Consider the following 13982-nt stretch of genomic DNA (forward strand, 5'->3'; position numbering starts at 1 on the left):
CGGGGGCCCTGTTGTCGGGGCCTCTTGTGGGGCCGACTGCCCAGGACCTGTCCGTACAAACACTCGGTCGTTCCCGTCCCGTCCCGTGCGCGTTCGCGGGCGGGTGCGCTCTCAGGGGCGTGGGGTGTCGTCCTCGCCGATGTGGTGGACGCGTACGAGGTTGGTGGATCCGGCGACTCCGGGCGGGGATCCGGCGGTGATGACGACGGTGTCGCCGCGCTCGCAGCGGCCGATGCGGAGGAGTTCCTCGTCGACCTGGGCGACCATCGCGTCGGTGGATTCGACGCGGGGGCCGAGGAAGGTCTCGACGCCCCAGGTGAGGTTGAGCTGGGAGCGGGTGGCGGGGTCGGGGGTGAAGGCGAGGAGGGGGATGGGTGAGCGGTAGCGGGAGAGGCGCCGGACGGTGTCGCCGGACTGGGTGAAGGCGACGAGGAACCGGGCGCCGAGGAAGTCGCCGATCTCGGCGGCGGCGCGGGCGACGGAACCGCCCTGGGTGCGGGGCTTGTTGCGTTCGGTGAGCGGCGGGAGGCCCTTGGCGAGGATCTCCTGTTCGGCGGCTTCGACGATGCGGCTCATGGTGCGGACGGTTTCGACGGGGTGTTTGCCGACGCTGGTCTCGCCGGAGAGCATGACGGCGTCGGTGCCGTCGATGACGGCGTTGGCGACGTCGGAGGCCTCGGCGCGGGTGGGCCGCGAGTTCTCGATCATCGAGTCGAGCATCTGGGTGGCGACGATGACGGGTTTGGCGTTGCGCCGGGCGAGTTTGATCGCGCGTTTCTGGACGAGGGGGACGTGTTCCAGGGGCATTTCGACGCCGAGGTCTCCGCGGGCGACCATGAGGCCGTCGAAGGCGGCGACGATGTCGTCGATGTTGTCGACGGCCTGGGGCTTCTCGATCTTCGCGATGACGGGGAGGCGGCGGCCTTCCTCGTCCATGATGCGGTGGACGTCCTCGATGTCCCGGGCGGTGCGGACGAAGGAGAGGGCGATGATGTCCGCGCCGGTTCTGATGGCCCAGCGGAGGTCGTCGACGTCCTTGTCGGAGAGGGCGGGGACGGAGACGGCGACTCCGGGGAGGTTGAGTCCCTTGTGGTCGGAGATCACGCCGCCTTCGACGACGGTGGTGCGGACGCGGGGGCCGTCGACGGCGGTCACTTCGAGGGAGACGCGGCCGTCGTCCACGAGGATGCGTTCTCCGGGGGTGACGTCGGAGGCGAGTCCGGCGTGGGTGGTGCCGCAGATGTCGCGGTCGCCTTCGACGGGTTCGACGGTGATGGTGAATTCGTCGCCGCGTTCAAGGAGTACGGGGCCTTCCTGGAAGCGGCCGAGGCGGATCTTCGGGCCTTGAAGGTCGGCGAGGACGCCGACGCTGCGGCCGGTCTCGTCGGAGGCCTTGCGGACGTGGTGGTAACGCTCCTCGTGGTCGGCGTAGGTGCCGTGGCTGAGGTTGAAGCGGGCGACGTCCATTCCGGCGTCCACGAGTGCCTTGATCTGCTCGTACGAGTCGGTGGAGGGCCCAAGTGTGCAGACGATCTTTGCTCGGCGCATGGTCCGAGCCTACGTCTTACCCACCGGTAGAGAATTGGCCGTGCGTGACTACTCAACAACCTTTCGATGAAGCCTTATTGACAAGTATTGAATTGTGCATGAGGGCGCTCTTCTGAGCATTTCGGCGTTCCGGGCGGGGTCAGAGCTCGGGGGGCGTCATCGTGAAGCGGGCATTGACCTGGGCGTACACCGTCTGCCGCTGGGGCTCGAGATCAAGGGCCGGGGCGGATTCGGGTGCGGCGGCGGCGAACGCGGCGGAGCGCAGTTCTCCGGCGCCCGGCGGCATTCCGTGGGATGCGGGGGTCTCGGCGCCGAGGTCGGCGAGTTCGACCAGCGCGGTGAGGTGTGCGCCGAGGGCGCCGGCGTATTCGCGGGCCCGCTGGACGGCTCCGAGGACGGCTTGGCGGCGGGCCTCGCCGTGGGCGGGTGAGTCGGGGCGCAGGGCCCACCAGGGGCCGTCGACGCGGGTGAGGTCGAGGTCCGCGAGGCGGGTGGTGAGTTCGCCGAGGGCGGTGAAGTCGGCGAGGACGGCGGTGATGTGGACGCGGCCGTGGTAGGCGCGGACGCGTTCGCCGCGGCCGTGCCGGGCCGGTTCGGGGCTGATGGAGAACGCGCCGGTCTCGATCTTCTCGACGGCGTCGCCGTAGGACTTGGCGAGTTCCAGGACCTGGGCGTTGCGGCGGGTGAGGTCGTCGAGGGCGCTGCGGCGGTCCGTGCCGCGTGCGCTGACGGTGATGCCGATCCTGGCGATCTCCGGGTCGACCTCCAACCGGGCCTCGCCGCGTACGGCGACCCTCGGTGTCTCGGGGGTGCCGAAGGGAGGGGGGACGGGTGTCGGTGCGTCGCTGGTCATGCGGGCTCCCTGGTCGATCGGTCTCCGACACTTTCGCACGGGGCCGCCCCTGCGCCAGACTCTACGCGCGTCGTTCCACGCGCGTAGTGTCACTTGAACGAGGGAGATCGCATGCCGCTCAATCGCAGGACGTTCCTGGGCCGTTCGGCCGCCGCGGGGGCCGGGGTCGCCGTCGCGGGCGGTGCCGCGGCCCCCGCCGCGGCCCACGGCGGTCGCGGGCGGGAGAAGCGGTACTCGTTCACCGTGATGGGCACGACCGACCTGCACGGGAACGTCTTCAACTGGGACTACTTCACCGACCGGGAGTTCGACGACAAGGCCCACAACGACGTGGGACTGGCGAAGATCTCCACCCTGGTCGAGCAGGTGCGCGAGGAGAAGGGGAGGCGCAACACGCTCCTCATCGACGCCGGTGACACGATCCAGGGCACCCAGTTGTCGTACTACTACGCCAAGGTCGACCCGATCACCGCGCGCCGCGGTCCGGTGCACCCCATGGCGCAGGCGATGAACGCCATCGGCTACGACGCCGCCGCGCTCGGCAACCACGAGTTCAACTACGGCATCCCGGTGCTGCGCAAGTTCCAGGAGCAGTGCGACTTCCCGCTGCTCGGTGCCAACGCGCTGGACGCGAGGACGCTGCTGCCCGCGTTCCCGCCGTACAGCATGCACCGGCTGTGCACGCCGCACGGGCGGGATGTGCGGGTGGCGGTGCTGGGGCTGACGAACCCGGGCATCGCGATCTGGGACAAGGCCAACGTCAGCGGGAGGATGGTGTTCCCGGGTCTGGAGGAGCAGGCGGCGAAGTGGGTGCCGAAGCTGCGCTCGATGGGTGCGGACGTGGTGATCGTGTCGGCGCACTCCGGGTCCAGTGGGACGTCCTCCTACGGCGACCAGCTGCCGTACATCGAGAACGCGGCGGCGCTGGTGGCCGAGCAGGTGCCGGGGATCGACGCGATCCTCGTGGGGCACGCGCACACCGAGATCGCCGAGTACACGGTCACCAACAAGGAGACGGGCCGGCCGGTCGTGCTGTCCGAGCCGCTGAAGTGGGGCCAGCGCCTGACCCTCTTCGACTTCGACCTCGTGTGGGAGCGGGGCCGGTGGGCGGTGGCGAAGGTGGGGGCGAAGGTCCTCAACTCCAACTCGGTCGCGGAGGACCCGGGGATCACGAAGCTGCTGGGGGACGAGCACGCGAAGGTCGTGGCGTACGTCAACCAGGTCATCGGCACGTCCACGGCGGCGATGGCCACGGCGGACGCGCCGTGGAAGGACGAGCCGATCATCGACCTGATCAACCACGTCCAGGCGGAGACGGTGAAGGCGGCGCTGGCGGGCGGGCAGTGGGCGGCGCTGCCGGTCCTGTCGCAGGCGTCGTGCTTCTCGCGCACGGCTGCGATCCCGGCGGGGCAGGTGACGATCCGGGACGCGGCCGGTCTGTACCCGTTCGAGAACACGCTGGAGGCGCGGCTGATGACCGGTGCCCAGCTGAAGGACTATCTGGAGTACTCGGCGCGGTACTACGTGCAGACGCCGGCCGGGGCGCCGGTGGACACGGCGAAGCTGACGAACGCCGACGGCATTCCGGACTACAACTACGACGCGGTGTCGGGTCTGACGTACGAGATCGACATCGCGAAGCCGGCCGGTGCGCGGATCGTGAACCTGGCGTTCGACGGCACGGCGCTGGACCCGGCGGCGCAGTTCGTGCTGGCGGTGAACAACTACCGGGCCAGCGGGGGCGGTGCGTTCCCGCACGTCGCCAAGGCCAGGCAGCTGTGGTCGAACTCGGACGAGATCCGCAACACGATCATCCAGTGGGTGCAGGCGAAGGGCACGGTGGACCCGGCGGCGTTCGCGTCGGTGGGCTGGAAGCTGACCCGGGACGGTGTTCCGGTCTTCTAGGCCGGCTCAGTGCCGTGACCGGTGCCGTTCCTCGAGCGGGGTGGCACGGGGCGCCTGGCCGGGAATGCCGGGCGCCTCGTGCCGTTCGAGGCCGAAGCTGGTGAAGGCGGTGCGCCGGGGCAGGGGGTAGGGCTCCTTGCCGGTGAGGGAGTTGAGGATGGTCGCGCTGCGCCAGGCGGCCAGTCCGAGGTCGGGTGCGCCGACTCCGTGGGTGTGCCGCTCGGCGTTCTGCACGTAGACGGAGCCGGTGACGGCCGGGTCGAGGACGAGCCGGAAGTGTTCGTCGACGCGGGGCCGGTGGGAGGCGTCGCGTCGCATGTACGGGTCGAGGCCGACGAGGAGCCGGTCGAGGGGGCGTTCGCGGTAGCCGGTGGCGAGGACGACGGCGTCGGTGGTGAGCCGGGAGCGGGTGCCCTGCTGGAGGTGTTCCAGGTGGAGTTCGACCTTGGTACTGGCGACGCGGCCGGCGGTGCGGACCCGCACTCCGGGGGTGAGGACGGCGTCGGGCCAGCCGGTGCGCAGGGTGCGCCGGTACAGCTCCTCGTGGATGGCCGCGATGGTGTCGGTGTCGATGCCCTTGTGGAGCTGCCACTGGCGGGGGACGAGGTCGTCCCGCACGGTCTCGGGCAGGGCGTGGAAGTAGCGGGTGTAGTCGGGGGTGAAGTGTTCCAGGCCGAGCTTGGAGTACTCCATGGGCGCGAACGCCTCGGTGCGGGCCAGCCAGTGGACCCGCTCGGTGCCGGCGGGGCGGGCGCGCAGTACGTCGAGGAAGATCTCGGCGCCGGACTGGCCGGAGCCGATGACGGTGATGTGTCCGGCGGCGAGGAGGCGTTCGCGGTGCTCCAGGTAGTCGGCGGAGTGGATCACGGGGACGCCGGGGGCGTCGACGAGGGGTCGCAGGGATTCGGGTACGTGGGGTTCCGTACCGATGCCGACGGCGAGGTGGCGGGCGTGGGCGCGGCCCAGTGACTCCGCTCCCCCGTGCTCGTCGAGCCGGGTGAAGTCGACCTCGAACAGGGAGCGTTCCGGGTTCCAGCGGACGGCGTCGACCTGGTGCCCGAAGTGGAGGCCGGGCAGCCGGTCGCTGACCCAGCGGCAGTAGGCGTCGTACTCGGCGCGCTCGATGTGGAACTTCTCGGCGAAGTAGAAGGGGAAGAGGCGGTCGCGGTCCTTGAGGTAGCCGAGGAAGGACCAGGGGCTGGCGGGGTCGGCGAGGGTGACGAGGTCGGCGAGGAACGGCACCTGGAGGGTGGTGCCGTCGATGAGCAGGCCGGCGTGCCAGTGGAACGAGGGGCGCTGGTCGTAGAAGGCGGTGGTGAGGCCGCCCGCGGTGTCCCCGGTCCGCAGCCCGTGGGCGAGGGCGGCGAGGGAGAGGTTGAAGGGCCCGATGCCGATGCCCACGAGGTCGTGCGGCCGGTCGGTCTGGGGGGCGCCATGGGCGGGCGTGCCGGTCATCGGGTGCTGCTGCCTTCCACGAGTGCGATGAGGGTGTCGAGGGCGTGCGCGGTGGTGTGGGGGTTGAGCAGGGTGGCCTTGAGCCAGAGCCTGCCGTCCGCGTGGGCGCGGCCGAGGACGGCGAGGCCGTCGTGCAGGAGCCGGCGGCGGAGGCCGGCGACGGCTGCGTCGTCGGCGCCGCGTGGGCGGAAGAGGACCGTGGTCAGCTCGGGCCTGCGGTGGAGTTCCAGGGCGGGGTGCTTCTCGATCAGGTCGGCGCACTCCCGGGCGGCGGCGCAGGTGCGGTCGACGAGGTCCGCGAGCCCGTCGCGGCCGAGGGCCCGCAGGGTCACGGCGATCTTGAGGATGTCGGGGCGGCGGGTCGTCCGCAGGGAGCGGCCGAGGAGGTCGGGCAGTCCGGCCTCGGTGTCGTCGTCCGGGTTGAGGTAGTCGGCGGTGTGGGCGAGCGGGGTGAGCCGGGCGCCGTCGCGGACGGCGAGGATGCCGGCGGCGACCGGCTGCCAGCCCAGTTTGTGCAGGTCGAGGGTGACGGAGTGGGCGCGGTCCAGGCCGCGCAGGAGGTCCCGGTGGCGGGAGCTGAACAGCAGCGGGCCGCCGTAGGCGGCGTCGACGTGCAGTTCGGCGCCGTGGCGTTCGCAGAGGTCGGCGATGCCGGGGAGCGGGTCGACGAGTCCGGCGTCGGTGGTGCCGGCGGTGGCCGTGACGAGCGCGGGGGTGCCGTGCAGGGCGGTGAGGGCGTCGTCGAGGGCGGCGAGGTCGGTGGTGCCGTCCGGGGCGGGGACGGTCACGGGCTCGGGCAGCCCGAGGAGCCAGGCGGATCGGCGCACCGAGTGGTGGGTGCCCGCCCCGCAGACGATCCGGACGGGTCCGTGGCGCTCGCGGGCGAGGAGGACGGCGAGTTGGTTGGCCTCGGTGCCCCCGGTGGTGACGAGGGCGTCGGGGTGAGCGGCTCGGGGGTACACCTCGGCGGCGAGGGCGCGGGTCACCTCGGCCTCCAGCGCGGAGGCGGCGGGGGCCTGGTCCCAGGAGTCCAGGGACGGGTTGAGCGCGGACGCGGCCAGGTCGGCGGCGACGGCGAGCGCGAGGGGCGGGGTGTGGAGGTGGGCGGCGCACCGGGGGTCGGCGGGGTCGGCGGCTCCGTACGCGACGGCCTCGACGAGGCTGCGGAGCGCTTCCTCGGCGCCGCGGCCGTGGTCGGGGATCACGGGGGCGACGGTCTCCGCCACGGCCGCGGTCAGGAGTTCGGGCCCGCCGGGCGGCAGCGGTCCGCCCCGCGCGACGGCCCCCGCGCGGAGCGCGTCCAGCACCACGCCGAGGAGGGGCCGCAGCGCGTCGGGCCCCTCGATCCCTCCGGCGAGCGGCGGGAGCCCGCCACCGGGGTTCGGGCTCGACGTCAGGCGCGGCGGCGTCGTCATGCGGGGTCCTTCGGGGGCGTCGGCGTTGGCCCTGCGGGGGCGCGGATGGGCCTCCCGCCAGGGTGTACGGGGTCGGGGTGGACTGCCCGCAGAGCTCAACGATCCGAACCCGAAAGTGGTACGCGTTTTCTGTCGTGGGCCGTTGGGGCCGTGGTGTGCCCGCACGGGGTCACGTGCGACGTACGGCGGTGCCCGCGCGGGGAGTTGCGGGACGGGGTGCGCGGCGCGGCCGCGGGGCTTGTGCCGTGGCGGGGCGGGGGGCTGCGGGACGGGGTGCGCGGCACGGCCGCGGGGCTTGTGCAGTGGCGGGACGAGGGGCTGCGGGACGAGGGCGCCCCGGCCGTGAGGCCCGTGCCGTCCCCGCACGCGGTCACGCTCGACCGTCCGGCCGTGGCTCGGCGGGGCGCTGCGGGACGAAGGGCTGCGGGACGAGGGCGCCCCGGGCCGGGTGGGACCGGTGCCGTGCCCGCGCGGGGGCGTCGACGTACAGCGGGGCCTGCGCGGGGCACTGCGGGACCGGGTGCGCGCCCCGGCCGTGAGGCCCGTGCCGTCCCCGCACGCGGTCACGCTCGACCGTCCGGCCGTGGCTCGGCGGGGCGCTGCGGGACGAAGGGCTGCGGGACGGGGGCGCCCCCGCGCGCGGTCACGCTCGACGTGCAGCGGTGCCCCGCAGGACCCCTGCCGTGCCGCCCGAGACCACGATCAACGCCCGGCCGTCCCCGCACAGGGCACGTACCGTGCCCCGGGACCCCGACCGCCGGGCCGCCGCGTCCGCGCGGGGGCGTTACGGGGACGGGCTGCGCGCGCCGGGCCGCAGGCCCCCGTGTCCGTACGCGGACTCCCGCGACGGGCCGGCGGGCGCACCTCCCACCCACGGCCCGGGTGGGTTCGGTGCGCCCGGGCCGTGTGCGGTGGGGCGTCCTACGCGCCACGCACTCCCAGTGCCCGACGCAGGTCGTCCAGTTGGTCGACGAGCTTGCGCCGCAGCAGCGGGATCATCGTCGCCTCGCGCAGGCACTCCTCGCCGAGGCGCAGGGTCTCCGCGTCCACGGCGTGGAGCGGGAAGGCGTGACGGCCCGCCGCCTCCGCGATCGCGGGCCCTCGCCGGTCCGCGAGGGCGACGGCGGCGGGGAAGAAGCGCGGCACGTACTCGCGGACGAGTTCGGCCTGTTCGGGCTGCCAGAAGCCCTGCGCGGTCGCGGCGAAGACGTAGTTGGAGAGGTCGTCGGTCTCGAACAGCCGGGACCATGCGGCGGCCTTGGCCTCCGGGGTGGGCAGTGCGGCGCGGCAGCGGGCCGCGCCTTCCTGCCCGGTGGCGCTGGGGTCGCGGTCGAGTTCCGCGGCGATCTGGGCCTCGTCGGTGGCGCCGAGGACGGCGAGCCGGCCGAGGACGCGCCAGCGGAGCTCGGCGTCGAGGCCGGGTCCGCCGGGGACGCTGCCGTCGGCGAGCCAGTCGTGGAGCCCGTTGGGGTGCGCGGCGGAGTCGATGAAGTGGCGTACGGCGGTGAGCCGCAGGTCGGGGTGGCTGCCGTCCTCGGTGCGGCGGATGAGGTCGCGGGTGAGGTCGGTGAGCAGGGCGAGCGCGGCGGGGCGGTCCCCGGGCGCGAGGAAGCGGTCGGCGATCTGGGCGCCGGCGAAGGCGAGGACGCCCTGGACGACGGCGAGGTCGCGTTCGTGCGGGAGGTGGGCGCGGGCGGTCTCCAGGTAGGCGGCGGGTGCGAGCTGGCCGTCGCGGACCATGTCGCGGAGGCTGTTCCAGACGACGGCGCGGGTGAGGGCGTCAGGCATGCCGGAGAGGCCGCGCAGCGCCGGTTCCTCGGAGGCGGCGTCGAGGCGGATCTTGGCGTAGGTGAGGTCGCCGTCGTTGAGGACGACGAGGTCGGGTCGGCGGCCGGTGCGGACGGTGCCGCTCTCGCCCTGGGGGACGTCGATCTCGAAGCGTTCGCGCAGGACGAGCGCGCGGCCGTCGACGGGGTCGCGGTCGTAGGCGCCGACGGCGATGCGGTGGGGGCGGCTGCCGTCCTGGTCGACGTCGAGGCGCCAGGTGCCGTTGTCCGCGGTGATCCGCGGGGTGAGGGTGTCGACGCCGGTGGTGCGCAGCCAGGCGGCGGCCCAGGTGTGCACGTCGCGGTCGGTGGCCTCGGCGAGGGAGTCGATGAAGTCGGCGAGGGTGGCGTTGCCGAAGCGGTGGCGTGCGAAGTGGATGTTGATGCCGGCGAGGAAGTCCTTCTCGCCGAGCCAGGCGACGAGCTGGCGGAGCGCGGAGGCGCCCTTCGCGTAGGAGATGCCGTCGAAGTTGAGGAGCGCGGAGGCGGTGTCGGGGACCTTGTCCGGGTCGGGGGCGACGGGGTGGGTGGAGGGGCGCTGGTCGGCGTCGTAGCCCCAGGACTTGCGGCCGATGCCGAAGTCCGTCCAGGTGTCGGTGAAGCGGGTGGCCTCGGTGAGGGTCTGGTAGCCCATGTACTCGGCGAAGGACTCGTTCAGCCAGATGTCGTCCCACCAGCGGAGGGTGACGAGGTCGCCGAACCACATGTGGGCCATCTCGTGGGCGATGACCATGGCCCGGGTCTGGCGTTCGGTGTCGGTGACGGCGGAGCGGTACACGAACTCGTCGCGGAAGGTGACGAGTCCGGGGTTCTCCATGGCGCCGGCGTTGAACTCGGGGACGAAGGCCTGGTCGTAGGAGTCGAAGGGGTACGGCTCCTCGAACTTCTCGTGGTAGCGGTCGTAGCACTGCCGTGTGATGTCGAGGATCTCGTCGGCGTCCTCGTCCAGGTGGGGGGCGAGGGAGCGGCGGCAGTGGATGCCGAAGGGGAGGCCGCGGTGCTCGGTGCGTACGGAGTGCCAGGGTCCGGCGGCGACGGCGACGAGGTAGGTGGAGATGCGGGGGGTGGGGGCGGCGGTCCAGCGGCCGTCGCCGTGGTCGGTGGTGACGCCGTTGGCGAGGACGCTCCAGCCCTCGGGTGCGGTCACCGACAGTTCGAAGACCGCCTTCAGGTCGGGCTGGTCGAAGGCGGCGAAGACGCGCTGCACGTCGTCGAGGAAGAGCTGGGTGTAGACGTACGTCTCGCCGTCGGCGGGGTCGGTGAAGCGGTGCATGCCCTCGCCGGTACGGGAGTAGTGCATGGTGGCTTCGACGCGCAGCTCGTGCTCGCCCTCGGTGAGCCCGGTGAGCGGGAGCCGGTTGTCGACGAGCTTCTCCGGGTCGAGGTGCCGTCCGTCGAGGGTAGCCGTGCGCAGGGTGGCGGGCTTCAGCTCGACGAAGGTGTCGCCGGCGGCGCGGGCGGTGAACCCGATCACGGTGCGTGACGTGAAGGTCTCGCTGTCGGTGAGGTCGAGGTCGACCGAGTAGCGGCGGACGTCCAGGAGCCGGGCTCGGGTCTGCGCTTCGTCGTGCGTGAGTACGGGCATGGGGCCATGCTGCCTGATGGCCCCGGTCCCGTACACGGGGTATGTGGGTTGATCAGCCTTTTCCGGTGGTGCCGGGGGCGTCGGCGATCTGTTCGTGGTGGCGGATGACCTCGGCGATGATGAAGTTGAGGAGTTTCTCGGCGAAGCCGGGGTCGAGTTTGGCGTTCTCGGCGAGCTGCCGCAGCCGGGCGATCTGGCGGGCCTCGCGGGCCGGGTCGGCGGGCGGGAGGTGGTGCTCGGCCTTGAGGTGGCCGACCTGCTGGGTGCATTTGAAGCGCTCGGCGAGCATGTGGACGACGGCGGCGTCGATGTTGTCGATGCTTTCGCGCAGCCTGGTGAGCTCGGCCAGGACGGAGTCGTCGGTGCCGCTCGTCTTGCTGGTGGTCATGGGGTGGGAGCTTACGTCGGGCGGGCGGGGATGGTCGGGGGGTGTTCGGGATCAGGGATGCGGTTGCTCCAGCCGCCGGGGACGGTGCGGCCCTGCTGTTCGCGGAAGCGGATCGGGGCGGTGCCGACACGGCGGGTGAACAGCCGGGAGAAGTAGGCGGGGTCGTCGTAGCCGACGCGGCGGGCGACGGCGGCGACGGGGAGGTCGGTGGCGGCCAGGAGTTCCTTGGCGCGGCCGAGCCGGATGCGCAGGAGGTAGTCCTTGGGGCTGCAGCCCGCGCCGCGGCGTACGGCGGTGCGCAGTTCGGCGGGGGTCATGCCGTGGCGGGCGGCGTGCTCGGCGACGGACAGCGCCTTGAAGGCGTCGCGGGCGAGGGCCTGGAGGACGGGGTCCCCGTCGGGGCCGATGTCGGCGCGGGCGCGGCGCAGGGCGACGAGGAGTTCGTGGACGGCGGCTCCGGTCTCGACCTCGAGGAGGGGGTTGCCGCGGCGGGCGGCGCGCGCTATGCGGCCGACGGCGGCCCGGGCGGGCGCGGCGTCGGAGAGGGGGACGACGGGCCGGTCGGGTTCGATGTAGCCGAGTTCGGTGTAGGTGGCGGTCGCCGGGCCGGCGAAGTCGACGAAGCTCTCGTCCCAGCCGGTGGCGGGGTCGGGGGCGTAGTGGTGGGGGACGCCGGGGGTGAGCCAGAGCACGGCGGGTGCCGTGACGGTGAGGCGTCTGCCGTCGGTGCCGCGGTACCAGCCGCCGCCGCCGCTGATCAGTACGGCGACGTGGTGGTCGAGGGTGCGGGGGCCGACGGTGGGGAGGGCGCCGTGCTGGAGTCCGACGCCGAGGCAGACGAGGCCGAGCCGGTGGTGGACGGGGCTGGGCGTGAAGTAGCGCATCCAGGTGTGGTACATCCGCCTGGCCTCCCGGTCCGGATCCCGTTTGTGTCCAAACAGCGCCGATCTTTGTCCATGGACCGTCGTACCGCCAGGGGCCATCGTGGCCGCGCGGGGTACGGGAGAGGGCGGCCGCGGTGCCGGCGCCCGGTGGGGCCGGTCTGTCGGCCGGGCGTGTGGAAGAGGGCGGGGCGTTGGATGGGTTCGCGGTCGGTGACGGGGATTTTCTGCTGGACGGGCGGCCGGTGCGGCTGTTGTCGGGGGCCCTGCACTACTTCCGGGTGCACGAGGAACAGTGGGGGCACCGGCTGGCGATGCTGCGGGCGATGGGGCTCGGCTGTGTGGAGACGTACGTCCCGTGGAATCTGCACGAGCCGGCTCAGGGCCGGTTCGTGGACGTCGGGGCCCTGGGCCGGTTCCTGGACGAGGTCGCGGCGGCCGGGATGCGGGCGCTCGTGCGGCCGGGCCCGTACATCTGCGCGGAGTGGGAGAACGGGGGCCTTCCGCACTGGGTGACGGGTCCGCTGGGGCGGCGGGTGCGGACGGACGACGCGGAGTTCCTGGGGCATGTGGAGCGCTGGTTCCGGCGGCTGCTGCCGCAGGTGGTGGCGCGTCAGGTCGACCGGGGCGGCCCGGTGGTCATGGTGCAGGCGGAGAACGAGTACGGGAGTTACGGCTCGGACGCGGTGTATCTGCGCCGTGTGGTGGAGCTGCTGCACGCCTGCGGGGTGACGGTGCCGTTGTTCACCTCGGACGGGCCGGAGGACCACATGCTGACGGGCGGTTCGGTGCCGGGGGTGCTCGCGACGGTCAACTTCGGGTCGGATGCGCGTGAGGCGTTCGCCGCGCTGCGGCGTCACCGGCCGTCGGGTCCGCTGATGTGCATGGAGTTCTGGTGCGGCTGGTTCCAGCACTGGGGTGCGGGGCGGGCGGTGCGGGAGCCGGGCGAGGCGGCGGAGGCGCTGCGGGAGGTCCTGGAGTGCGGGGCGTCGGTCAACCTCTACATGGCGCACGGGGGTTCGAACTTCGGTGGCTGGGCGGGCGCGAACCGTTCGGGCGAGCTGCACGACGGAGCGCTGCGCGGGACGGTGACGTCGTACGACTACGACGCGCCGGTGGACGAGGCGGGGTTGCCGACGGAGAAGTTCTGGCGGTTCCGCGAGGTGCTGGCGCGGTACGCGGAGGGGCCGCTGCCGGAGGTGCCGGCGCCGCCGGTGCGGATCGGGTGCCCGGTGGCCGCGGTGGTGGACGGGTGGGTTCCGCTGGCGGAGGTGCTGGAGGTCCTCGGGGACGAGGAGGTCACCGCGCCGGTTCCGCCGACGTTCGAGGAACTGGGCGTGGACCGGGGTCTGGTGCGGTACCGGGTGGACGTGCCGGGGCCGCGCCGGCCGTACCCGCTGTCGGTGAGCGGGCTGCGGGACGTGGCGGTGGTGACGGTGGACGGGGTCCGGGCGGGGGTGCTCGCGGCGGAGGAGGCCGTGCTGGCGGAGCCGGTCGCCGGGCCCGCGGCGGTGGAGCTGTGGGTGGAGTCGCTGGGCCGGGTCAACTACGGGCCTCGGCTGGCGGAGCCGAAGGGCATCACCGGCGGCGTGCGGCACGAGCGGCAGTATCTGCACGGCTTCCGGGCGCGGGGGCTGCGGCTGGACGCGATCGGTGAGGGCGGCGCGAAGGTCGCCTTCCGCCCTGTGGGGCGGGGGGCGGCGGACGCACCGGCGGGGGCCGGGGGCGCGGGCGGGACGGGGAGCGCGGGCGCGGTCGCGGGGGCCGAAGGCGCCGGTGCGGTGGGCCGCCCCAGGAGCACGGGGACCAGGAGCGCGGGGGCCGAAGGCGCCGGCGCGGTGGGGCCCGGCTGCGGGCCGGGCTCCGGGAGCGCGGGCGGTGGTGAGCCCGGGCTGTACCGGGCGGTGGCCGAGGTCGCCGCTCCGGGGGACGCGGCGCTCGAACTGCCGGGCTGGACACGGGGGTTCGTTTGGGTGAACGGCTTCTGCCTGGGCCGCTACTGGTCGGCGGGGCCGCAGGAGTCGCTGTTCGTACCGGGTCCGGTGCTTCGCGCGGGGGTGAACGAGGTGTGGGTGCTGGAGCTGGAACGCGGCGGGGAGGACGTACGCCTGGGGTGACGGGTCTCC

Annotated in this window: 9 protein-coding genes; 2 read left to right on the top strand and 7 right to left on the bottom strand. The window is 73.2% G+C overall.

Annotated elements, in window-relative coordinates:
- Positions 1–111 precede the first annotated feature (111 nt).
- Together pyk and QRN89_RS08205 are read right to left on the bottom strand one after the other, a co-directional pair.
- Positions 112–1548 (bottom strand): pyruvate kinase, encoded by a 1437-nt coding sequence (gene pyk / locus QRN89_RS08200; RefSeq protein WP_290348683.1) that lies wholly within the window; start codon positions 1546–1548, stop codon positions 112–114.
- A 139-nt stretch (positions 1549–1687) separates the two neighbouring features.
- Positions 1688–2401, bottom strand: coding sequence for an SIMPL domain-containing protein (locus QRN89_RS08205; RefSeq protein WP_290348684.1), 714 nt, complete (start codon positions 2399–2401; stop codon positions 1688–1690).
- Positions 2402–2512: 111 nt separating this feature from the next.
- Between QRN89_RS08205 and QRN89_RS08210 the strand changes: the two genes are divergently transcribed.
- Positions 2513–4306, top strand: coding sequence for a bifunctional metallophosphatase/5'-nucleotidase (locus QRN89_RS08210; RefSeq protein WP_290348685.1), 1794 nt, complete (start codon positions 2513–2515; stop codon positions 4304–4306).
- A gap of 6 nt (positions 4307–4312) precedes the next feature.
- Here the strand turns inward: QRN89_RS08210 and QRN89_RS08215 are convergent, their stop codons facing one another.
- The 5 genes from QRN89_RS08215 to QRN89_RS08235 form a co-directional block, all read right to left on the bottom strand.
- A complete protein-coding gene (locus QRN89_RS08215; protein ID WP_290348686.1) occupies positions 4313–5761 on the bottom strand; it encodes a lysine N(6)-hydroxylase/L-ornithine N(5)-oxygenase family protein in 1449 nt (482 codons plus the stop codon).
- Positions 5758–7176, bottom strand: a complete 1419-nt coding sequence (locus QRN89_RS08220) for a pyridoxal phosphate-dependent decarboxylase family protein (RefSeq protein ID WP_290348687.1) — start codon at positions 7174–7176, stop codon at positions 5758–5760. Before QRN89_RS08220 ends, QRN89_RS08215 begins: the two co-directional genes overlap by 4 nt.
- A gap of 921 nt (positions 7177–8097) precedes the next feature.
- Complete coding sequence (pepN, locus tag QRN89_RS08225) at positions 8098–10587, bottom strand: aminopeptidase N (protein ID WP_290348688.1); 2490 nt, start codon at positions 10585–10587, stop codon at positions 8098–8100.
- A 52-nt stretch (positions 10588–10639) separates the two neighbouring features.
- Positions 10640–10975, bottom strand: coding sequence for a chorismate mutase (locus tag QRN89_RS08230; RefSeq protein WP_290348689.1), 336 nt, complete (start codon positions 10973–10975; stop codon positions 10640–10642).
- An 11-nt stretch (positions 10976–10986) separates the two neighbouring features.
- Complete coding sequence (locus tag QRN89_RS08235; protein WP_290348690.1) at positions 10987–11874, bottom strand: helix-turn-helix domain-containing protein; 888 nt, start codon at positions 11872–11874, stop codon at positions 10987–10989.
- 176 nt (positions 11875–12050) lie between these two features.
- Between QRN89_RS08235 and QRN89_RS08240 the strand changes: the two genes are divergently transcribed.
- Entirely contained in the window at positions 12051–13973 is a 1923-nt protein-coding gene (locus QRN89_RS08240; protein WP_290348691.1) for a glycoside hydrolase family 35 protein, read from the top strand.
- Positions 13974–13982: the final 9 nt, after the last annotated feature.

Source organism: Streptomyces sp. HUAS CB01 (assembly GCF_030406905.1).
Lineage (GTDB): Bacteria > Actinomycetota > Actinomycetes > Streptomycetales > Streptomycetaceae > Streptomyces > Streptomyces chengbuensis.

Coding starts and splice junctions, on each gene's coding strand:
- pyk (WP_290348683.1), bottom strand. CDS start 1,548: ATGCGCCGAGCAAAGATCGTCTGCACACTTGGGCCCTCCACCGACTCG.
- QRN89_RS08205 (WP_290348684.1), bottom strand. CDS start 2,401: ATGACCAGCGACGCACCGACACCCGTCCCCCCTCCCTTCGGCACCCCC.
- QRN89_RS08210 (WP_290348685.1), top strand. CDS start 2,513: ATGCCGCTCAATCGCAGGACGTTCCTGGGCCGTTCGGCCGCCGCGGGG.
- QRN89_RS08215 (WP_290348686.1), bottom strand. CDS start 5,761: ATGACCGGCACGCCCGCCCATGGCGCCCCCCAGACCGACCGGCCGCAC.
- QRN89_RS08220 (WP_290348687.1), bottom strand. CDS start 7,176: ATGACGACGCCGCCGCGCCTGACGTCGAGCCCGAACCCCGGTGGCGGG.
- pepN (WP_290348688.1), bottom strand. CDS start 10,587: ATGCCCGTACTCACGCACGACGAAGCGCAGACCCGAGCCCGGCTCCTG.
- QRN89_RS08230 (WP_290348689.1), bottom strand. CDS start 10,975: ATGACCACCAGCAAGACGAGCGGCACCGACGACTCCGTCCTGGCCGAG.
- QRN89_RS08235 (WP_290348690.1), bottom strand. CDS start 11,874: ATGTACCACACCTGGATGCGCTACTTCACGCCCAGCCCCGTCCACCAC.